Origin of the sequence: Streptomyces sp. NPDC046931 (genome assembly GCF_040644655.1) — a bacterium.
Classification (GTDB): domain Bacteria; phylum Actinomycetota; class Actinomycetes; order Streptomycetales; family Streptomycetaceae; genus Streptomyces.
Map to the genome: position 1 here is coordinate 24,386 of NZ_JBEYWX010000016.1, position 16,648 is coordinate 41,033.

Annotated in this window: 14 protein-coding genes and 3 pseudogenes; 9 read left to right on the top strand and 8 right to left on the bottom strand. The window is 70.1% G+C overall.

Translation table 11 applies throughout. From position 1 onward, the window contains the following. Positions 1-193: 193 nt before the first annotated feature. Complete coding sequence (locus tag ABZ876_RS25415) at positions 194-2,164, top strand: TIGR03960 family B12-binding radical SAM protein (protein ID WP_361785501.1); 1,971 nt, start codon at positions 194-196, stop codon at positions 2,162-2,164. Between the two features lie 554 nt (positions 2,165-2,718). Here ABZ876_RS25415 and ABZ876_RS25420 read toward each other — a convergent pair. Continuing rightward, positions 2,719-4,272 (bottom strand): protein kinase, encoded by a 1,554-nt coding sequence (locus tag ABZ876_RS25420; protein ID WP_361785504.1) that lies wholly within the window; start codon positions 4,270-4,272, stop codon positions 2,719-2,721. Between the two features lie 454 nt (positions 4,273-4,726). Between ABZ876_RS25420 and ABZ876_RS25425 the strand changes: the two genes are divergently transcribed. Together ABZ876_RS25425 and ABZ876_RS25430 are read left to right on the top strand one after the other, a co-directional pair. After that, positions 4,727-4,864: a hypothetical protein gene (locus tag ABZ876_RS25425; protein WP_361785507.1), complete on the top strand. Its 138-nt coding sequence runs from the start codon at positions 4,727-4,729 to the stop codon at positions 4,862-4,864. 12 nt (positions 4,865-4,876) lie between these two features. Continuing rightward, the gene (locus ABZ876_RS25430) at positions 4,877-5,107 is read left to right on the top strand and encodes a hypothetical protein (RefSeq protein WP_361785510.1); all 231 of its coding nucleotides are present in this window, start codon (positions 4,877-4,879) and stop codon (positions 5,105-5,107) included. A gap of 28 nt (positions 5,108-5,135) precedes the next feature. Here ABZ876_RS25430 and ABZ876_RS25435 read toward each other — a convergent pair whose 3' ends face one another. Then, positions 5,136-5,606, bottom strand: coding sequence for a glyoxalase (locus ABZ876_RS25435; RefSeq protein ID WP_361785512.1), 471 nt, complete (start codon positions 5,604-5,606; stop codon positions 5,136-5,138). A gap of 153 nt (positions 5,607-5,759) precedes the next feature. Next, positions 5,760-5,936: pseudogene (locus ABZ876_RS25440) on the bottom strand (IS5/IS1182 family transposase); the annotation flags it as partial. Between the two features lie 68 nt (positions 5,937-6,004). On the opposite strand from ABZ876_RS25440, the gene ABZ876_RS25445 reads away from it, so the two are divergent. The 3 genes from ABZ876_RS25445 to ABZ876_RS25455 all read left to right on the top strand — a co-directional run bounded on the left by ABZ876_RS25445 (position 6,005) and on the right by ABZ876_RS25455 (position 8,357). Beyond that, positions 6,005-6,799, top strand: a complete 795-nt coding sequence (locus ABZ876_RS25445) for a heavy metal-responsive transcriptional regulator (protein WP_361785515.1) — start codon at positions 6,005-6,007, stop codon at positions 6,797-6,799. Next, the gene (locus tag ABZ876_RS25450) at positions 6,796-7,110 is read left to right on the top strand and encodes a hypothetical protein (protein WP_361785518.1); all 315 of its coding nucleotides are present in this window, start codon (positions 6,796-6,798) and stop codon (positions 7,108-7,110) included. The genes ABZ876_RS25445 and ABZ876_RS25450 overlap by 4 nt, the downstream gene beginning before the upstream one ends. Before the next feature lie 368 nt (positions 7,111-7,478). After that, the gene (locus ABZ876_RS25455) at positions 7,479-8,357 is read left to right on the top strand and encodes a hypothetical protein (RefSeq protein WP_361785521.1); all 879 of its coding nucleotides are present in this window, start codon (positions 7,479-7,481) and stop codon (positions 8,355-8,357) included. A gap of 214 nt (positions 8,358-8,571) precedes the next feature. Here ABZ876_RS25455 and ABZ876_RS25460 read toward each other — a convergent pair whose 3' ends face one another. Continuing rightward, positions 8,572-8,706 carry a hypothetical protein gene (locus ABZ876_RS25460; RefSeq protein WP_361785904.1) on the bottom strand — a complete coding sequence of 45 codons (135 nt, stop codon included), beginning with the start codon at positions 8,704-8,706 and terminating at the stop codon, positions 8,572-8,574. On the opposite strand from ABZ876_RS25460, the pseudogene ABZ876_RS25465 reads away from it, so the two are divergent. The 3 genes and pseudogenes from ABZ876_RS25465 to ABZ876_RS25475 form a co-directional block, all read left to right on the top strand. After that, positions 8,657-8,906, top strand: a pseudogene (locus ABZ876_RS25465) (phosphotyrosine protein phosphatase); the annotation flags it as partial. The gene ABZ876_RS25460 and the pseudogene ABZ876_RS25465 overlap by 50 nt on opposite strands. After that, a pseudogene (locus ABZ876_RS25470) lies at positions 8,889-9,152 on the top strand (ATP-binding protein); the annotation flags it as partial. The pseudogenes ABZ876_RS25465 and ABZ876_RS25470, both read left to right, overlap by 18 nt. A gap of 117 nt (positions 9,153-9,269) precedes the next feature. Next, positions 9,270-11,912: an amino acid permease gene (locus tag ABZ876_RS25475; protein WP_361785524.1), complete on the top strand. Its 2,643-nt coding sequence runs from the start codon at positions 9,270-9,272 to the stop codon at positions 11,910-11,912. Between the two features lie 61 nt (positions 11,913-11,973). Here the strand turns inward: ABZ876_RS25475 and ABZ876_RS25480 are convergent, their stop codons facing one another. The 4 genes from ABZ876_RS25480 to ABZ876_RS25495 all read right to left on the bottom strand — a co-directional run. Beyond that, positions 11,974-12,699, bottom strand: coding sequence for a WYL domain-containing protein (locus tag ABZ876_RS25480; RefSeq protein ID WP_361785527.1), 726 nt, complete (start codon positions 12,697-12,699; stop codon positions 11,974-11,976). 16 nt (positions 12,700-12,715) lie between these two features. Next, positions 12,716-13,648, bottom strand: a complete 933-nt coding sequence (locus ABZ876_RS25485; RefSeq protein ID WP_361785530.1) for an alpha/beta hydrolase — start codon at positions 13,646-13,648, stop codon at positions 12,716-12,718. Between the two features lie 60 nt (positions 13,649-13,708). Continuing rightward, on the bottom strand, positions 13,709-13,870 hold the full coding sequence (locus ABZ876_RS25490) for a hypothetical protein (RefSeq protein ID WP_361785533.1): 162 nt from the start codon (positions 13,868-13,870) through the stop codon (positions 13,709-13,711). A gap of 2,544 nt (positions 13,871-16,414) precedes the next feature. Then, the coding region (locus ABZ876_RS25495) for a hypothetical protein (protein ID WP_361785536.1) at positions 16,415-16,648 on the bottom strand (234 nt) is incomplete at its 5' end.

A 16,648-nucleotide genomic window follows, 5' to 3' on the forward strand; every position in this document is an offset into this window, starting at 1 on the left:
CGGCGACCGAGGGGGCCGAGCGGGCAGCGGGACCGCGGCCGAGCAGGGAGCGGACGCGGACGGCGGGGAGGCGGGCCACCGGGCCTGGCGCGGCGACGCCGTCCGGACGTCCGGGCGTCCGGGGACGTGCCGGGGGCGCGTTACGCTTGATGGTCACCCCTATCCGTTCCCTCCAGCCCACGAAAGTCGCGAGATGTCTGCCGAAGCCGCTGTATCGGTGTTCCCGCAGCTCGAAGCTCTGCTCCCGCACGTGCAGAAGCCGATCCAGTACGTCGGTGGTGAGTTGAACTCCACCGTCAAGCCGTGGGACTCCTGTGACGTCCGCTGGGCGCTCATGTACCCCGACGCGTACGAGGTCGGTCTGCCCAACCAGGGCGTCATGATCCTCTACGAGGTCCTGAACGAGCAGGAGGGCGTCCTCGCCGAGCGCACCTACAGCGTGTGGCCGGACCTGGAGGCCCTGATGCGGGAGCACGGCGTCCCGCAGTTCACGGTGGACAGCCACCGCCCGGTGAAGGCCTTCGACGTGTTCGGCCTGTCCTTCTCCACGGAGCTGGGCTACACGAACATGCTGACGGCCCTGGACCTGGCGGGCATCCCGCTGGAGTCCAAGGACCGCACCGTCGACGACCCGATCGTGATGGCCGGCGGGCACGCGGCCTTCAACCCCGAGCCGATCGCCGACTTCATCGACTGCGCGGTGATCGGCGACGGCGAGCAGGCCGTCCTGGAGGTCACCAGGATCATCCGCGCCTGGAAGGCGGAGGGCCGCCCGGGCGGCCGGGAGGAACTCCTCTTCCGCCTGGCGAAGACCGGCGGGGTCTACGTCCCCGGCTTCTACGACGTCGAGTACCTCCCCGACGGCCGTATCGGCCGCGTCGTCCCCAACAAGTCGGGCGTCCCCTGGCGCGTGTCGAAGCACACGGTCATGGACCTCGACGAGTGGCCGTACCCGAAGCAGCCGCTCGTCCCCCTGGCGGAGACGGTCCACGAACGCATGTCCGTCGAGATCTTCCGCGGCTGCACCCGCGGCTGCCGGTTCTGCCAGGCGGGCATGATCACCCGCCCGGTCCGCGAGCGCTCGATCACCGGCATCGGCGACATGGTCGACAAGGGCCTGAAGGCGACGGGCTTCGAGGAGGTCGGCCTCCTCTCCCTCTCCTCCGCGGACCACTCCGAGATCGGCGACATCGCCAAGGGCCTGGCGGACCGCTACGAGGAAGACAAGATCGGGCTGTCCCTCCCCTCCACCCGTGTGGACGCCTTCAACATCGACCTGGCGAACGAGCTGACCCGCAACGGCCGCCGCTCGGGCCTCACCTTCGCCCCCGAGGGCGGCTCCGAGCGCATCCGCAAGGTCATCAACAAGATGGTCTCGGAAGAGGACCTGATCAGGACGGTCGCCACGGCGTACGGCAACGGCTGGCGCCAGGTGAAGCTGTACTTCATGTGCGGCCTGCCGACGGAGACCGACGACGACGTTCTCCAGATCGCCGACATGGCCACGCATGTGATCCGGAAGGGCCGCGAGGTCTCCGGCTCGAACGACATCCGCTGCACCGTCTCGATCGGCGGCTTCGTTCCCAAGCCCCACACCCCCTTCCAGTGGGCGCCCCAGCTCTCCGCCGCGGAGACGGACGCCCGCCTGGAGAAGCTCCGCGACAAGATCCGCGGGGACAAGAAGTACGGCCGCTCGATCGGCTTCCGCTACCACGACGGCAAGCCCGGCATCGTCGAGGGTCTCCTCTCCCGCGGCGACCGCCGCATCGGTGCGGTGATCCGCGCGGTCTACGACGACGGCGGCCGCTTCGACGGGTGGCGCGAGCACTTCTCCTACGACCGCTGGATGGCCTGCGCGGACAAGGCGCTGGCCCCCTTCGGCGTGGACGTCGACTGGTACACCACCCGCGAGCGCGCCTACGAGGAGGTCCTCCCCTGGGACCACCTCGACTCGGGCCTCGACAAGGACTGGCTCTGGGAGGACTGGCAGGACTCGCTCGACGAGACGGAGGTCGAGGACTGCCGCTGGACGCCGTGCTTCGACTGCGGCGTGTGCCCGCAGATGGACACGCACATCCAGATCGGCCCGACCGGCAAGAAGCTGCTGCCTCTGACGGTCAAGAACGCCGGTCCGACGCCCGCTTCGAGTGGTCACGCGCACTGAGATGGGCGGGGCGCTCGATCGGGTGATCGAGGCGCTGGCGGGGTGAGCGAGGAGGAGGTGGCTGCGGCGCCGGCCGCGGTCGTCGCTTCGCCCCCTCGCCCGTCGGCGCCGCAGGCTTCCTCTCGGACGCCGCTGCCGGGCCCGGGAAGTACCCCGTACATCGTTTCCGAGGTGGAGTGGGTCTGAGGGGCCTGCCCAAGCTTGCGTGACTGCTCGGCCCCCAGCCCCTTTTCCTGATGGGAGAGGGCTCGTAGGTGTGCGGTGGCATGGGCCCGCTCGATTGGGTCTGTGAGGCCCCCACCTCATGTCGGATCCCAGCTGGTGCCTGACGTTCTGGTCCCAGGTGATGCTTGACGGTGGGCCTGGACAACGTAGGGAGCCCCGTGGGGCTTGTTCGCTTTCACGTTACGGACCGGGACTGGGGGAAGCAGCCCCTGTGCCACATCGAGCGCTCAACAACGGTCACTGGGTTGCGTCGGCGATCGAACTCCCAGAGCGGGTGTACCCCTAGAAGGTTGAGTATGTAACGGCACGGCGGGTCTGGTCCTAGGCCTCTAATGCGTCGGGCTTGGGCTGGGCGGTGCGCCGGTAGTGGCGCCGCCCTTCGAGGGCCTTGGTGAGCCGCCCTTCGGGTGCCTTGGTGATGGGGGCGCCGTGCCAGCGGTTGGCGCCGCCCCAGGTGTCGTCCGGCTCGGGCCAGCGGCTCCGGCTGCGGGCGGCCTCGAGCTCGCGGGCGGTGCAGAGGCGCTGTGGCTCGAGCTCGGGGCAGCCGCCGGATAAGGAGCGCCGAGTGTCCTGGAGGCGGGCTGGGCGTGAGATCCGGTTGCCGCAGCCGCAGGGTGGGACGCATCGAATGCCCTGGAGGGGGGCTGAGCGCCGTGAGATCGGGTGGGTGGGAGGGCACCGGGCCCGCTCTTGGCAGTCGCCGTACCGGAGGGCGGGTGCGAGGGGGTTTCGGCGGGCGTCGCTGCTGTCCGGTCGTCGCTTCCGCTAGTGCTCGATGTGACGGCAAGAGTCGCGCCTAGGGCCACGGAGAGGGCCAGGGCCGTGCCCGCTGCCAGGCGACGGCTGTGGCGAGTGCCGCCGGGGAGGTTGCGCCGGGTGACTGCCGCCTCCTGAGACCGTATGTGCTCCTCCGTTCCGGGGTGAGCGGCCGGCGGCGTCGGAAGGCGCGCCTCGGAGGGCGCCGAGAGCGGCAGGGGGTATGGATCAGGTCCGGCGTGCCGGGAGGCGAGGGCTTGCGCGCACTGTTCGGCGTCCGGGCGGGCCTCGGGGTCCTGGGCGGTCATGGCCCGCAGCAGGTCCGCGAGTTCCGAGGGGAGCCAGGTGGGGACTTCGGGTGGGCGGTGCAGGCGGGCGACTGTCGCTTCCAACGGGGTGCCCTGGTACTCCAGTTCGCCTTTCAAGCACTCCAGCAGGACCAGGCCGAGCGCGTAGACGTCGGCGGCCGGCCCGATCCGCCTGCCCTCAACCTGCTCCGGTGCCAGATAGGCGGCGGTGCCTATCAGCACGTCCGGTGCCGTATGGCGGGTGGCATTGGCCAGGCGCGCGATGCCGAAATCAGCCAGGTGAGGAGCACCGGCCGCGTCGAGGAGGATGTTCGACGGTTTGACGTCTCGGTGCACGACGCCGGCCCGGTGGACATAGGCCAGCACCCGCGCGAGGGCGGCGCCCACATCTACCACACGCCGCTCAGGCAGCGCTCCACACGCCAAAAGGCTGCACAGCGTGGGGCCCTTGATCAGTTGCATGACCAGGTAGGTGCGGTCGTCGTGGCGGCCGGCGTCGTAGACGGTGACCAGTCCCGGGTGCTGCAGGCGGGCCAGAAGGACGGCCTCCGCGGTGAGACGGTCCTCCGTCTGCGGGTCCGGGCCGGGCCGGAATACCTTGACGGCCACGGGTCGCCGAAGGCGCGTGTCAACGCCCTCGTACACGTCGGCCATGCCTCCCGATCCGATTCTCGCGCCCAACCGGTAGCGGCCGGAGAGGACTTCGGCGGGCTGCTCGTCCGCTGGAACCGGCGCCGGCGTCGGCGGGGCTGCTGATAGGCGGGCCTTCATCTGGTTCTCCGTTGCTGTCACCGCGTACCGGACTCGGCCATGGGCCATGCTGCGAGGCGGGTACCCCCAGCCTGTGACAACTATCCGGACCAAGTCGGCGCAGCGACGAAAACGGCCCCACTTCCTTCGTGGCTGGCGCGTTGCGGCAGGTCAGGCAAGCTGCCAGCCGGGCAACTGCCGTCGTCGCCGACCTCCGCCGTCAGCCGCTTCCCCGGCAGGTCACTGACCGGTAGCCGACAGCCGTGGCGATTTTCGGCCGCCAGGTAGCGGGTGGGCTCTGTGCGCTCCTCGGGCGGAACGTCGGGACGATCTCGGCCTGGTCGTCGAAGGGCCGGTGCTGCAGGTCTACACCTGCCGGCCTGACGGACACGAACCCAGGTGAACGTCCCTGCATCAGGCCGGCTAGACCACCAGCAGACCTGGCAGCGTGCGCGTGGTGCCATGACGGCTGCCGCGCAAATCGTGCGGACTCGCTGTCAGTCGTGCCCTGTACGGTCCCCCCATGGCTGAGAGACCAACTGCAAATTGGCGTCAGGGCATAGCCGAGGAGACCGAGGAGCTTGCCGCCGGCACCCTGGATCCCGACTGCGCCTGCATGGCAGGACTGTTCTCCGAGGAACTGCTCGCGGCGCGGTGCTGATCGGCTGAGCCCATGGCCGTGGACCCCAGCAAGTACGAGACGGCAATGCCGATCGTTGCAGCCCATCTCGCGAAGATCGAGCGGGCGGTGAACCGGACCCGCGCCTCACATGCGGGACAGCTGTCCGCGGCGGTCCATCAGGCGCTTGCCGAAGCGTTGCAAGACGAGGGCGCCCAACGTGTCGTGCCGCAGGTCGTCGAGGAGTTGGCGTGCCAGATCTCTGGTGCAGCGACTGGGCCATGAGGACGGCGCACGTGCGGAACACGGTGGGTCAGGCCGGGGTGTCGGCGTCCTGCATGGAGGCCGCGAACGCCTCGGGGCCCTGCTCCGCCGCCGCCGGGTCCATCCACATGACCTGCCAGCCGTGGCCGTCGAGGTCGAAGAAGCTGCGTGAGTACATGAAACCGAGGTCCTCGGCGTCATCTGCCTTGGAGCCGCCCGCCGCGAGCGCAGCGGCGCTGACCGTATCGACCTCATCGCGGGACGACACGCTGAAGCAGTACAGCGCCAGCGTGTGTGTGGTGGGATCGGCCATCGGCAGTTTCGCGAACTCCGCGAACTTCTCGCGGCTGAGCAGCATGACGAAGGCGTGCTCGCCGACCAGCATGCAGGCGGCGGATTCGTCGGTGAACATCGGGTTGAAGCTGAACCCGAGCTTGGCGAAGAACGCCTTGCTGAGCTCGAGGTCCGCTACGGGGAGGTTCACGAACAGCATGCGGCCGGGGTGTGCGGGATTGGCCATGGTGGGTCTCCAGTCGGTGGCTCGATGGCGTACGTCCTGGTAGACCGGCCCAGCCGGCGGAACTCATCGGTGGATCCGGGCTAGGCCGCAGCATTCTTGCCCGGCCGGGGCCTTGCCCGTTGCGTGCCCGTTCCGGCGGGATGCGGCGGGCGGTGCAACCAGCGGCACCCGGTCCTCCAGCGGCAGGCTCCACGGCCGGCCCGGTCGCACCTCATCGGCACCTTCGCGGCGCAGCGCGGTCACCAGCTTGGTGAAACACGGCGGGCTGATCCCGGTGAACGGGGCTGTCCGGGACGGCGCCGACGACGTGATCACAGTGGAGCGCGCCACGGCGCTTCCTGTCTCGTACCGGTCAGTGCTTGACCTTCGAGTCGGGTTGAAGGTTTACCGTCGGCGGCGTGACGACCTACCGCATTTCTCAGCTGGCCGAACGCTGCGGTGTTCCGGCGACGACGCTGCGCTTCTACGAGACCGCCGGGCTGCTGTCGGCAGAGCGGACCGCCTCCGGGTATCGGGTCTATGGCGAGGACGCGGTGGACCGGCTGGCGTTCATCTCCTCGGCGAAGCTGCTGGGCCTGGCCCTGGAGGAGATCCGCGACCTTTTGGACGTCCGCGAGGAAGGTCTCTGCGCCTCAGTGCGCGCCCGGATGCTCGCCCTGATCACGGACCGGATCAAGGAGACCGACCTCCGTGTCTCGGAGTTGCGCGCCTTCTCCGCCCACCTGGCCGGCGTCCACACAGCGCTGTCGGAACCCGCGCCGGCGGGGGCATGCGGGCCGGACTGCGGGTGCACGACAGAGGTCCGCCCGGTCGGACCCGTGCCGGTGACGCTCTCCCCGACTCGATCCGTTTCCGGACCGGCGGCTGCGTCGGAGCCCGAGCGGGAGGTGTGGCGGGATGCCCCGGTCGCCTGCGCCCTGGGCGGCGCCGAGCTGGGCGAGCGAACCGAGCAGTGGCGCGCTCTCGTCGCGAGAGCCGACCGGCGCGAGGAGATCGACGAAGGCGTGCAGCTGTTCTTCCCGGCAGAGGGAGAGCTCGCCGGCCGGCTCGCGGCATTGGCCGCAGCCGAGCAGGACTGCTGCGCCTTCTTCGATTTCACCCTGCATATGACACCCGCCGCGCTCCAGTTGACCGTACGGGCGCCGGAGAGCGTCGCCGGGATGCTGGCCGACCTTTTCGGAGCGCCTGTATGACGACCACCCCGTCCTCCCGTCCCTCCCGGACCTGGGGCATGCTCGGCGCAGCGGCAGCCGCCGTGGCTGCCTGCGCGGTGTGCTGCGCGGGTCCGCTCTTGGCCGTACTCGGCGGGGTGGGGGCCGTCTCCGCGATCGGCGCCTTGTGGGTGCCCGCCCTGGCCGTGCCGGCGGTCGCCGTCGTGGTCGGAATCTTCATCCTGCGCAGGCGGCGGCGGGCGGTGGCCTGCCGCACGGCTCCGGCCCGTGCCGATCTCGGCATGCCTACCGTCGGCCCGCCGTCGGGTAAGGACGGCACACCGGCCTGCTGAACCGCGCGCGACCGGTGGCAGCGACCGCAGAGTTCCGGAACGCTCCTGCCCCGCTGTGTCGCTTCCGCAAGCATCTCGGCTGTTGGACGTCACTCCCGTGAGTGGTTGAGCCGGTCCAGCACCGTGTCGCAACCCATTCGGCCGGTCGCTCTGCAAGACGCTGAAGGTAAAGAGCATCCCTGCGTCGACGTACGCGCCGAACGGGCCACCGTCGTCTTCCGTATGAGGGGACCAGAGGGCGGGCGGACCCGCCTCGCCGGCGCGAGGGGACGTGGCATGTCTGCGGCTGTCCGAAATCCGCCTGTTCCGCGCGATGTTCCGCGCCGAGGGGTGGGCGTCGCGGTACCGATCGATCGGGAGTCAGGAACATGGAAGAGCCGGAAGTGCTTACCGACCTGGATGTCGCCGGCACCCACAAGTACGTCATGAAGAAGCTGCCGGAGGTCACCCTGGCCTTCTGGATCATGAAGATCGCTGCGACCACCCTCGGAGAGACGGCCGGTGACCTCTTCTCCCAGACACTCAAGCTGGGCTACTTCCTGACGACGATCGCGCTGTTCCTGGTCTTCGTGGTCACGCTCGTCGTCCAGCTCAACTCCAGGCGGTACAACCCCCTCTTCTACTGGACCGTCATCCTGTCCACCAGCATGGCGGGCACCACGATGTCCGATTTCATGAACCGGGACGCCAGCGAGAAGTACCTCTCCAACGGGGCCACCTCGCTGGGCTGGGGTCCGCAGGGCCTGGGGCTGGGCTACCCGGCCGGCGCCGCGATCCTGATCTCGATCCTGATCGTGATCTTCGCCGTCTGGAAGTTCACCGGGATGACGTTCGCCATCCGGGACATCACGACGTTTCGCGGTGAGGCCCTCTTCTGGTCGGCGATCCTCGTCTCCAACACGCTCGGCACGTCCATGGGGGACTTTCTGTCCGACAGTTCCGGACTCGGCTACCTGGGCGGCGCACTCGTGGTCTCGGCACTGCTGGCGGTACTCCTCCTCCTCATGCGGGTACCGGTCGTTCCCAACGTCCTGCTGTTCTGGATCGCTTTCGTGCTCACCCGTCCGCTCGGTGCCACGGCGGGTGACTTCCTCACCAAGCCCATCGCCAAGGGCGGTCTGGACCTCGGCACGGTGGGCTCATCCGCCGTACTCCTCTCGGTCCTCCTCGGTCTCATGTGCTACGCCTACATGCAGGAGCGTGGGAACGCCGTCCCGGGAGGCAAGGTCGTGGCCCGGAACTCCTGAAATCAGGTACGAACGCGTCACGGTGGGCGGGCCAGCCTTCCGTCAGCCACCTGACGCCCGAGATGGGGTACGTCGTGGCCGGGGCGGTCGGCTCCACGGTGATGGCGTTTTTGCTCACGAGAACGATGTTGATGCCGCCTCCAAGCAGCTTGAGGCCGAGGACGAAGAAGGGGACCGCCATGACGGCGACGTTGTGGCGGGTGGCCCGGTCTCGTCAGTTGCCGAGGACGCTTTTCGCCCGTTCGCCCATGAGCGGGCAGACGGTCAGCGGTGCGAGCACGCCGACCGAGGCATGACCCATGAGCACTCCCGCTTCACGTCCGTCGGTGCTGTTCGTCTGCGTCCACAACGCCGGTCGCTCCCAAATGGCCGCCGCGTTCCTCACCCACCTCGCCGGAGACGAGGTCGAGGTCCGCTCTGCCGGCTCCGCTCCGGCCGACGCGGTCAACCCGCCTGGGGTGGAGGAAAGAGGTCGGCATCGACATCTCCGCCGAGACGCCCAAGGTGCTGACCGTCGAAGCCGTGCAGGCATCGGACGTGGTCGCCAGCGAGCTGGTCACCAACGCCTACCGGTACGCGGCCGGCCCGGTCACTCTGCGCCTCATCCGCACGCAGTGCCTCATCTGTGAGGTGTCCGACACCAGCCACACCTCCCCTCACCTCCGGCGGGCCCTCAGCACGGACGAGGGTGGACGCGGGCTCTTCCTGGTCGCGCAGCTCACGGAGCGGTGGGGCACCCGCTACTCCCACGACGGCAAGACCGTCTGGACGGAGCAGCCTCTGCCGTCCGCATGACCCGTCCGCATGACCCGTCCGCATGACCCGTCTGGTCAACCGCGAACAGCCGCCTTTCCGGGGCCTTCGCGCCGTTGCCGCGCTCCCTGCGCTGTTGCGAAGGGGACTGGCCCGGCGGTGCAATCAAGTGTGAGGCACTTCGGCGGCGCTGAGTCCGCCGGCCGCCCCGCTCCCGGGACGGGGGCCGGCCGGAAGGGGCTCAAGAACGACGCCCTGGGCATGTTCTCCTCGGTGGTCATCGGGCTGGCGTCCACCGCCCCCGCCTACAGTCTCGCCGCCACGCTGGGGCTCATCGTGGTGGCGGTCGGCCTCCAGGCCCCGATCGTCATCATGCTGTCGGTCGTCCCGATGCTGATGATCGCGTACGCCTTCCGGGAGCTCAACGCGAGCAACGCCGACTGCGGAACCACCTTCACCTGGGCGACCCGCGCCTTCGGCCCGCGCACCGGCTGGATGGGCGGCTGGGGCATCATCGTCGCCAACGTCATCGTCATGGCGAGCCTCGCCGAGATCGCCGGTGCCTACAGCTTTCGGCTGGTGGGCCTGGACGGGCTGGCGAAGGACCGGCTGTGGACCACCGTGGCGGGCATCGTCTGGATCGCCGCGATGACCACGGTCTGCTACGTCGGCATCGAGTTCTCGGCCGCCGTCCAGCGCTGGCTGCTCTGCCTGGAAGTGGGCATGCTGGTCGTCTTCGCCGTCGCCGCGCTGATCAGGGTCTACACCAACGCTCCCCCGACGGCGATCCCTGTCTCCGCCTCCTGGTTCAATCCCTTCGAAGTGCCCTCGATGAAGGCCCTGACGTCGGGCGTCCTGGCGGGGGTCTTCATCTACTGGGGATGGGACACCGCCGTCTCGATCAACGAGGAAACCGTCGAGAGCACCCGCATCCCCGGGCGCGCCGCGGTGCTGTCCACCGTGCTGCTCCTGATCATGTACGCGCTGGTGTCGACCTCGGCGCAGGCCTTCGCCGGAGTGGGCTCCTCGGGTGCCGGGCTGGGCAACGCCGGCAACTCGGCCGATGTGCTGTCGGGACTGGGCGAGACCGTCTTCGGGAGTCACGGCCCAGGGCTCATCCTGTCGAGACTGCTCATCCTGATGGTCCTGACCTCGGCGCTGGCCTCCACCCAGACCACCATCCTGCCCCTGGCCCGGACCGTCTTCTCGATGGCGGTCCACAAGGCCGTCCCCGCCCAGTTCGCCCGGGTCCACCGCAGGTTCCTCACGCCGACCTGGTCGACGGTCGGCATGGGAGCGGTCTCGATCGCCTTCCTCCTCCTGCTGTCCTCCTTCAGCGGGAACGTACTGGCCGACTCGATCGACTCCATCGGACTCGCGATCACGTTCCACTACGGGCTGACCGGGTTCGCCTGCCTCTGGTACCACCGCAAAATCCTCAGCCGCAGCACCAAGGACCTCGTCTTCAAGGGCGTGCTGCCAGGGCTGGGCGGGCTGATCATGCTCGTCCTGTTCCTCTACGCCACCATCGTCTACGCGGCCCCCAAGTACGGCTCGACCAGCGTCGACCTGCCGCTGGCCGGACCGACCGGAGGGGTGACGGTCGTGGGCCTGGGCGCCCTGCTGATCGGCCTGCTGCTGATGCCTGTGGTCACCCGTGGCCACACGGTGGCCCTGAAACTCCAGCGGAACCTGCTTCCGCGCCATCTGCCGTCGCACACGGCCGTCTACTCGGCGAGCCGCTACATGCCCGCCGACACCGGGTCCGGAGTGGGCGGTGACTGGTTCGACGTCATCCCGTTGTCGGGCACCCGGGTCGGCCTGGTCGTCGGGGACGTCCTCGGCGGGGGCCTGCGGGCCGCCGCCACGATGGGGCGCCTGCGCACGGGTGTGCAGGTCCTGGCCCGGCTGGACCTGGTCCCGGACGAGCTGCTCTCCCGCCTCGGCGACCTGGTCGAGCAGACCGCGCACGAGAGCGAGGCCGACCACGGCCCGGGCCACCGGAGACCGCAGGTCCACGAGGCCGAGGGCGTGACCTGCCTGTACGCGGTGTACGACCCCGCCTCGGGAAAGTGCAGCCTGGCACGGGCCGGGGAGCCGGTGCTGGCCGTCGTCGAACCGCACACGGGCGCCGTCGACTATCCGGAGCTGCCCCCCGGTCCGTCCGTGGGAATCGACGGCCCGCCCTACGAGGCCACCGAACTGAAGCTTCCGCCGGGTAGTCTCCTCGCCCTCTTCACGGGCGGCCTCCTCCAGGCGGCCGACGGCCGTGACGCCGGGCTCGCGCAGCTGTCCAAGGTCCTCGCCGAGCACCGGACGCCCCTGGAAGAGCTGTGCGACCGGGCGGTGACCACCATGCTGCCCGGGCCGGTGGACGAGGACGCGACGCTGCTCGTGGCCCGCACCCGCCTGCTCGACCGGAACCAGTTCACCCAGTGGGAGCTGCCCCCGGACCCCGCGGCGGTCGCCACCATCCGCACCGCCGTCAGCAAGCAGCTCCGCGACTGGGGTCTGGACGACCTGACGTTCGCCAGCGAGCTCATCGTCAGCGAACTGGTCACCAACGCCATCCGCTACGTCGGCGGCCCGATCCAGGTACGCCTCATCCGCGACCGGACCCTGACCTGCGAAGTCTCCGACACCGGCCACACCACGCCCAACCTCCGGCACGCCGCGAGCGACGACGAGGGAGGGCGGGGCCTGTACATCATCGCCCAGATGACCCACCACTGGGGCACGCGCTACACCACCACCGGCAAGATCATTTGGACCGAGCAGGACCTGCCGGCGGACGCCCGGTAGCCTCGCACCGGTCCCGGCACCTCCCGAGCCACTCCGGGGCTCCTGCGCCGGCTTCGGTGGCTCACAGTGACCGTACGGGTGCGAGTGGACCCAGCGCGGCGGGGTGCGCCGCACCGGCGCCGGCCGAGCCCAGCAGTAGTTCGGCCAGGTCATGAGGGTGCGCCCGCTCACCGGTCGGAACCGCTGTTGCGATCCGGTCCAGCCGGAAGCCCCGGCCGGCCCGCCGTGTGCGGCACCAGGCGATGAGATACCACCGGCCGTCGGCGGTGAGCAGTCCGGCCGGCTCGACCACGCGGTCGCTCTCGCGCCCTGCCGCGTCGACGTAGGACAGCCGAAGCACCATGTCGTCGGTGAGGGCCTGTTCCACTGCGTCGCGGACCGCGGAGTCGGTCCGCGACGGCAGCGCAACGATCCGCGCGGCGAGTTCCCGGGCCGCGGCCGAGGCCGGACCGGTCAGCGAGGCTGCGATCTTCTGGGCTGCCGTACGGGCCGCACCGGCGTAGGGGACGGAGGCGTCGGCTGCGGCGAGCGCGGCGGCCAACGCCGAGGCTTCGTCGGCCGTGAACCGGATCGGGGGCAGGGTCATCGCCGGGTCGATCGACCAGCCCCCGCCTCGCCCCGGTGTGGTGCGCACCGGGACACCGGCAGCCATCAGCGCCTGAAGGTCGCGCTGCACCGTGCGCGTGCCGACCTCGAACCGTGCGGCGAGCGCCGCGACCGTCAGCGGCCGCGGCGCCGCCGCGCGCAACTCTTCCACCAGCGCATAGAGTCGAGCAGTGCGGTTCATAAGGCCGACGCTACCGTCACACCGAGGCCAGGAAGTCCCGCTGACGCAGCAGTTCCCGCTCGGTGATGGTCAGCGGGAACAGGGTGAAGCCGTGCATCGCGCCGGCGACGACGCCGAGTTGCACGGGCGTACCTGCCGCCTGCCACCGCTGGGCCAGAAACAGCGAGTCGTCCAGCAGCGGATCCTCGGTGCCCACGACGATCCGGGCGGGTGGCAAGCCGGCCAGGTCGGCGAACAGCGGCGAGACCTCCGGGTCCCTGCGCTGCTCGGCCCCCATCCCTGGTGTGAACAGCTCATAACTGCCCCGCAGTGAGTCCGTGTTGCTCAGCAGCCGCCTGGAGCCGAACGACCGCTGACTCGGTGTCATCGACAGGTCGTACGGGCCGAAGAGCAGGTGGGCGGCCCGGAACGCGCCGGTGATGCCATGCCGGTCGCGAAGGCGCAGCAGGGTCACGACGCTGAGGTGGGCGCCGGCCGATTCCCCACCGATCAGCAGCCTTTGGGTACCGAACTCCGCTGCCGCATGGTCCACCAGCCACCGGGCGGATGCCTCGCAGTCGTCGGGCCCGAGGGGGAACGGGTGTTCCGGCGCGAGGCGGTACTCGACGCTCACCACGGCCAGCCGTGCCCGCACGGCAAGCTGCCAGAGCCGTTCATCCTGCCCGTCCGCAGAGCCGAACGCCCAGCCCCCTCCGTGCAGGTGCAGGTACACGCCGTCCACGTGGTCCGGCACGAACGCCCGGACTTTCACCCCGCCCGCAACGACACGGTCCTGGCCGTGCGGCAGTCTCACCGGTGGCGTGTGGCCACCGAGCCGGTTGCGCCGCAGGAGCGCCAGCACGGTTGGGTCCGGCGTTTCCCCACGGGTCGGGCGGCTTGCGGCGGTGGCCTCGAATTGCTCGTTGAACGCCAGGGTCTCGGCGAGACAGTCCTCATCGGTGATCGTCATGCCGTCGACGGTCGCAGCTGTCCGCGACAACGCCCTGTCACCGTTTCCCGGTGAGCTGCATCACGGCCGACGTCGAACGCGTCGTAGCCGGCGCCGCGGACCCGAGGGTGCCGGTTGCGCAGCGGCGAACGCCTTGTCCTTGTCATCCGGCTGATCGATGGACAAGAAGACGCCGCGCGGCCGGCGGTATTCGTGGGAGTACTTCTCGATCGCCTCGCCCACGGTGGGGTCTCCTCCGTGGGAATTCATGGCCGATCTACTGAGTGATGTTTCCGAATTGCGAGGGGTCTTGTGTGCAGGTCCTCATGTGGATTTGCCGATGGAATATGCGCGACTGTGCCGTGCTGGGCAGAGGGGTGTGCTTTCCTAAAATCCCTTAAAAGCAGGACCGGCCCGGCCTTTTCGCCGAACAGCGGGCTGGCCGGGTGATGTTGGGGTGGATTCCCTTCGATGGTGGGAGCATGAAATTTCCTGCTGGCAGATATTGGAACCTCGTAGCGGAGTGCGCGCCTGTTGTGCATGCGCGTCTGTCGTGCATACGAATACTCCAGCCCGGCATTTTTCCTAATAATGGTACAGGGGAATTCACGTATGAGGACTTCACTTCGGAAGGCTCGCCTCAAGGCTGTCGGTCTTCTGTCGGTGGCCGGTGCCCTTGCCGTCGTCTCCAACGTGATCCCGACGGCGGATGCCGTGGCCGACGCGCTCGAGAGGGCAGGCGCCGGCCACGGTCCGAAGGGCGCATCGAGCGCCCACTTCAGACCCCGGGGCCTGATCGGCATCGGTGACGTGCGCCGCTACCGGCAGGAGCCCCGACCGCAGGGGCCGAACGACCATGACGACGATGACCACGGTGCGCATCGGCCACCGAAGCCGAAACCGCCGCGAGGCCCCCAGGGTCCGCAAGGCGCACAGGGAAGCCAGGGAGCAACGGGAGCCCAGGGCCCGCAGGGTTTCCAGGGTGTCACGGGTTCCGGGACCCAGGGCCCCCAAGGCGATCCGGGAGCGACCGGTCCGCAAGGGGCCCAGGGGGCGACCGGGACCCAAGGCGTCGGCGGCCCGCAGGGTTCCACCGGCGCCCAGGGCACCGCGGGGGCGCAGGGCTCGCAGGGTTTCCAGGGTTCGGCGGGTCCGCAGGGCGCCGGATCTCAGGGACCGCAGGGCTCGCAAGGCGTGCAGGGAAGTGTCGGGACCCAGGGGGTCACCGGCGCCCAGGGCGCCGGGGGCCCGCAGGGTTCCACCGGCGCCCAGGGCGAGGCGGGTGCGCCGGGTTCGCAGGGTTTCCAGGGTTCGGCCGGTCCGCAGGGCGCGACGGGTGCTCAGGGTACGACCGGCGTCCAGGGCGGGGAGGGTGCGCAGGGCGCGCAGGGCTTCCAGGGCTCCTCCGGTCCCCAGGGTTCAAGTGGCGCTCAGGGCACCACCGGTTCACAGGGTTCGCAGGGATTCCAGGGTTCGACCGGTCCGCAGGGCCCGACCGGTGTTCAGGGACCCGGCGGCGCGCAGGGGTTCCAGGGCTCGACGGGTCCGCAGGGCCCGACCGGCGTCCAGGGTTCCGGCGGTTCGCAGGGCGTCCAGGGCGCCACCGGTTCGCAGGGCGCCGCCGGCCCGCAGGGTTCCTTCGGTGCTCAGGGCGAGGGGGGCGAGCCGGGTCCACAGGGGGCGCAGGGCGCCACCGGTTCGCCGGGCTCCACCGGTCCCCAGGGAGCGGCCGGTGCCCAGGGGACCGCCGGCACACAGGGCTTCCAGGGTTCCCAGGGCTCGCTCGGACCTCAGGGTTCCCCGGGCTCGCAGGGTTCCAGCGGTACCCAGGGTGTTGCGGGAGCGCAGGGCGCTCAGGGTTTCCAGGGCTCCGCCGGCCCGCAGGGTTCCGACGGTGCTCAGGGCGCCGGCGGCGCCCAGGGCGAGGCGGGTGTGCAGGGTTCACAGGGCTCTCAGGGCTCCCCCGGTCCGCAAGGTTCCGCCGGGGCTCAGGGAGGGGCGGGCACTCCGGGCGCGCAGGGCTTCCAGGGTTCCGACGGCACACAGGGTTCCGCCGGGCCTCAGGGGTCCAGTGGCCCGCAGGGCGCGGCCGGAACGCAGGGCGCCACGGGTCCGCAGGGTTCTGACGGTGCTCAGGGCGAGGCGGGCACTCAGGGTTCCCAAGGATCCCAAGGGGTCAGTGGCGCCCAGGGTTTGACGGGTGCTCAGGGCTCCGCCGGTGTTCAGGGTGAGGCGGGTGTTCCGGGCACGCAGGGTTTCCAGGGTGCCGCCGGTCCGCAGGGCTCGGATGGGGTGCAGGGCTCCAGTGGGGCTCAGGGCGAGGGGGGTGCCCAGGGTCCGCAGGGTTCTCAGGGCTCGGTGGGGCCTCAGGGTTTGACGGGGGTTCAGGGTTCCAGTGGGGCTCAGGGTGGCGCCGGTGTTCCGGGACCACAGGGTTTTCAGGGTGCTGCGGGTCCGCAGGGCTCTGACGGTGCTCAGGGTTCCAGTGGGGCTCAGGGTGAGGCGGGGGCTGCGGGTCCGCAGGGTTTCCAGGGTGCCGCCGGGCCGCAGGGTTCAAGTGGTGCTCAGGGTTCCAGCGGCGTTCAGGGCGAGGCGGGGGTTGCGGGGGCGCAGGGTTTCCAGGGTGCTGCCGGGCCGCAGGGTTCCGACGGTGCTCAGGGTTCCAGCGGCGCGCAGGGTGACGCGGGTGTTGCGGGCGCGCAGGGTTTCCAGGGTGCCGCCGGTGTACAGGGATCCACGGGTCCTCAGGGAGCCATCGGTACCGACGGCCCCCAGGGCGCCCAGGGTTCAACCGGCCCACAGGGCTTGACCGGCGCCCAGGGGTCGTCGGGCGCTCAGGGCTCTAGTGGGGCTCAGGGTGAGGCGGGGGCTGCGGGTCCGCAGGGTTTCCAGGGTGCCGCCGGGCCGCAGGGTTTCGACGGTGCTCAGGGTTCCAGTGGGGCTCAGGGTGAGGCGGGGGCTGCGGGTCCGCAGGGTTTCCAGGGCGCGGCCGGGCCGCAGGGTTCCAGCGGTGCTCAGGGT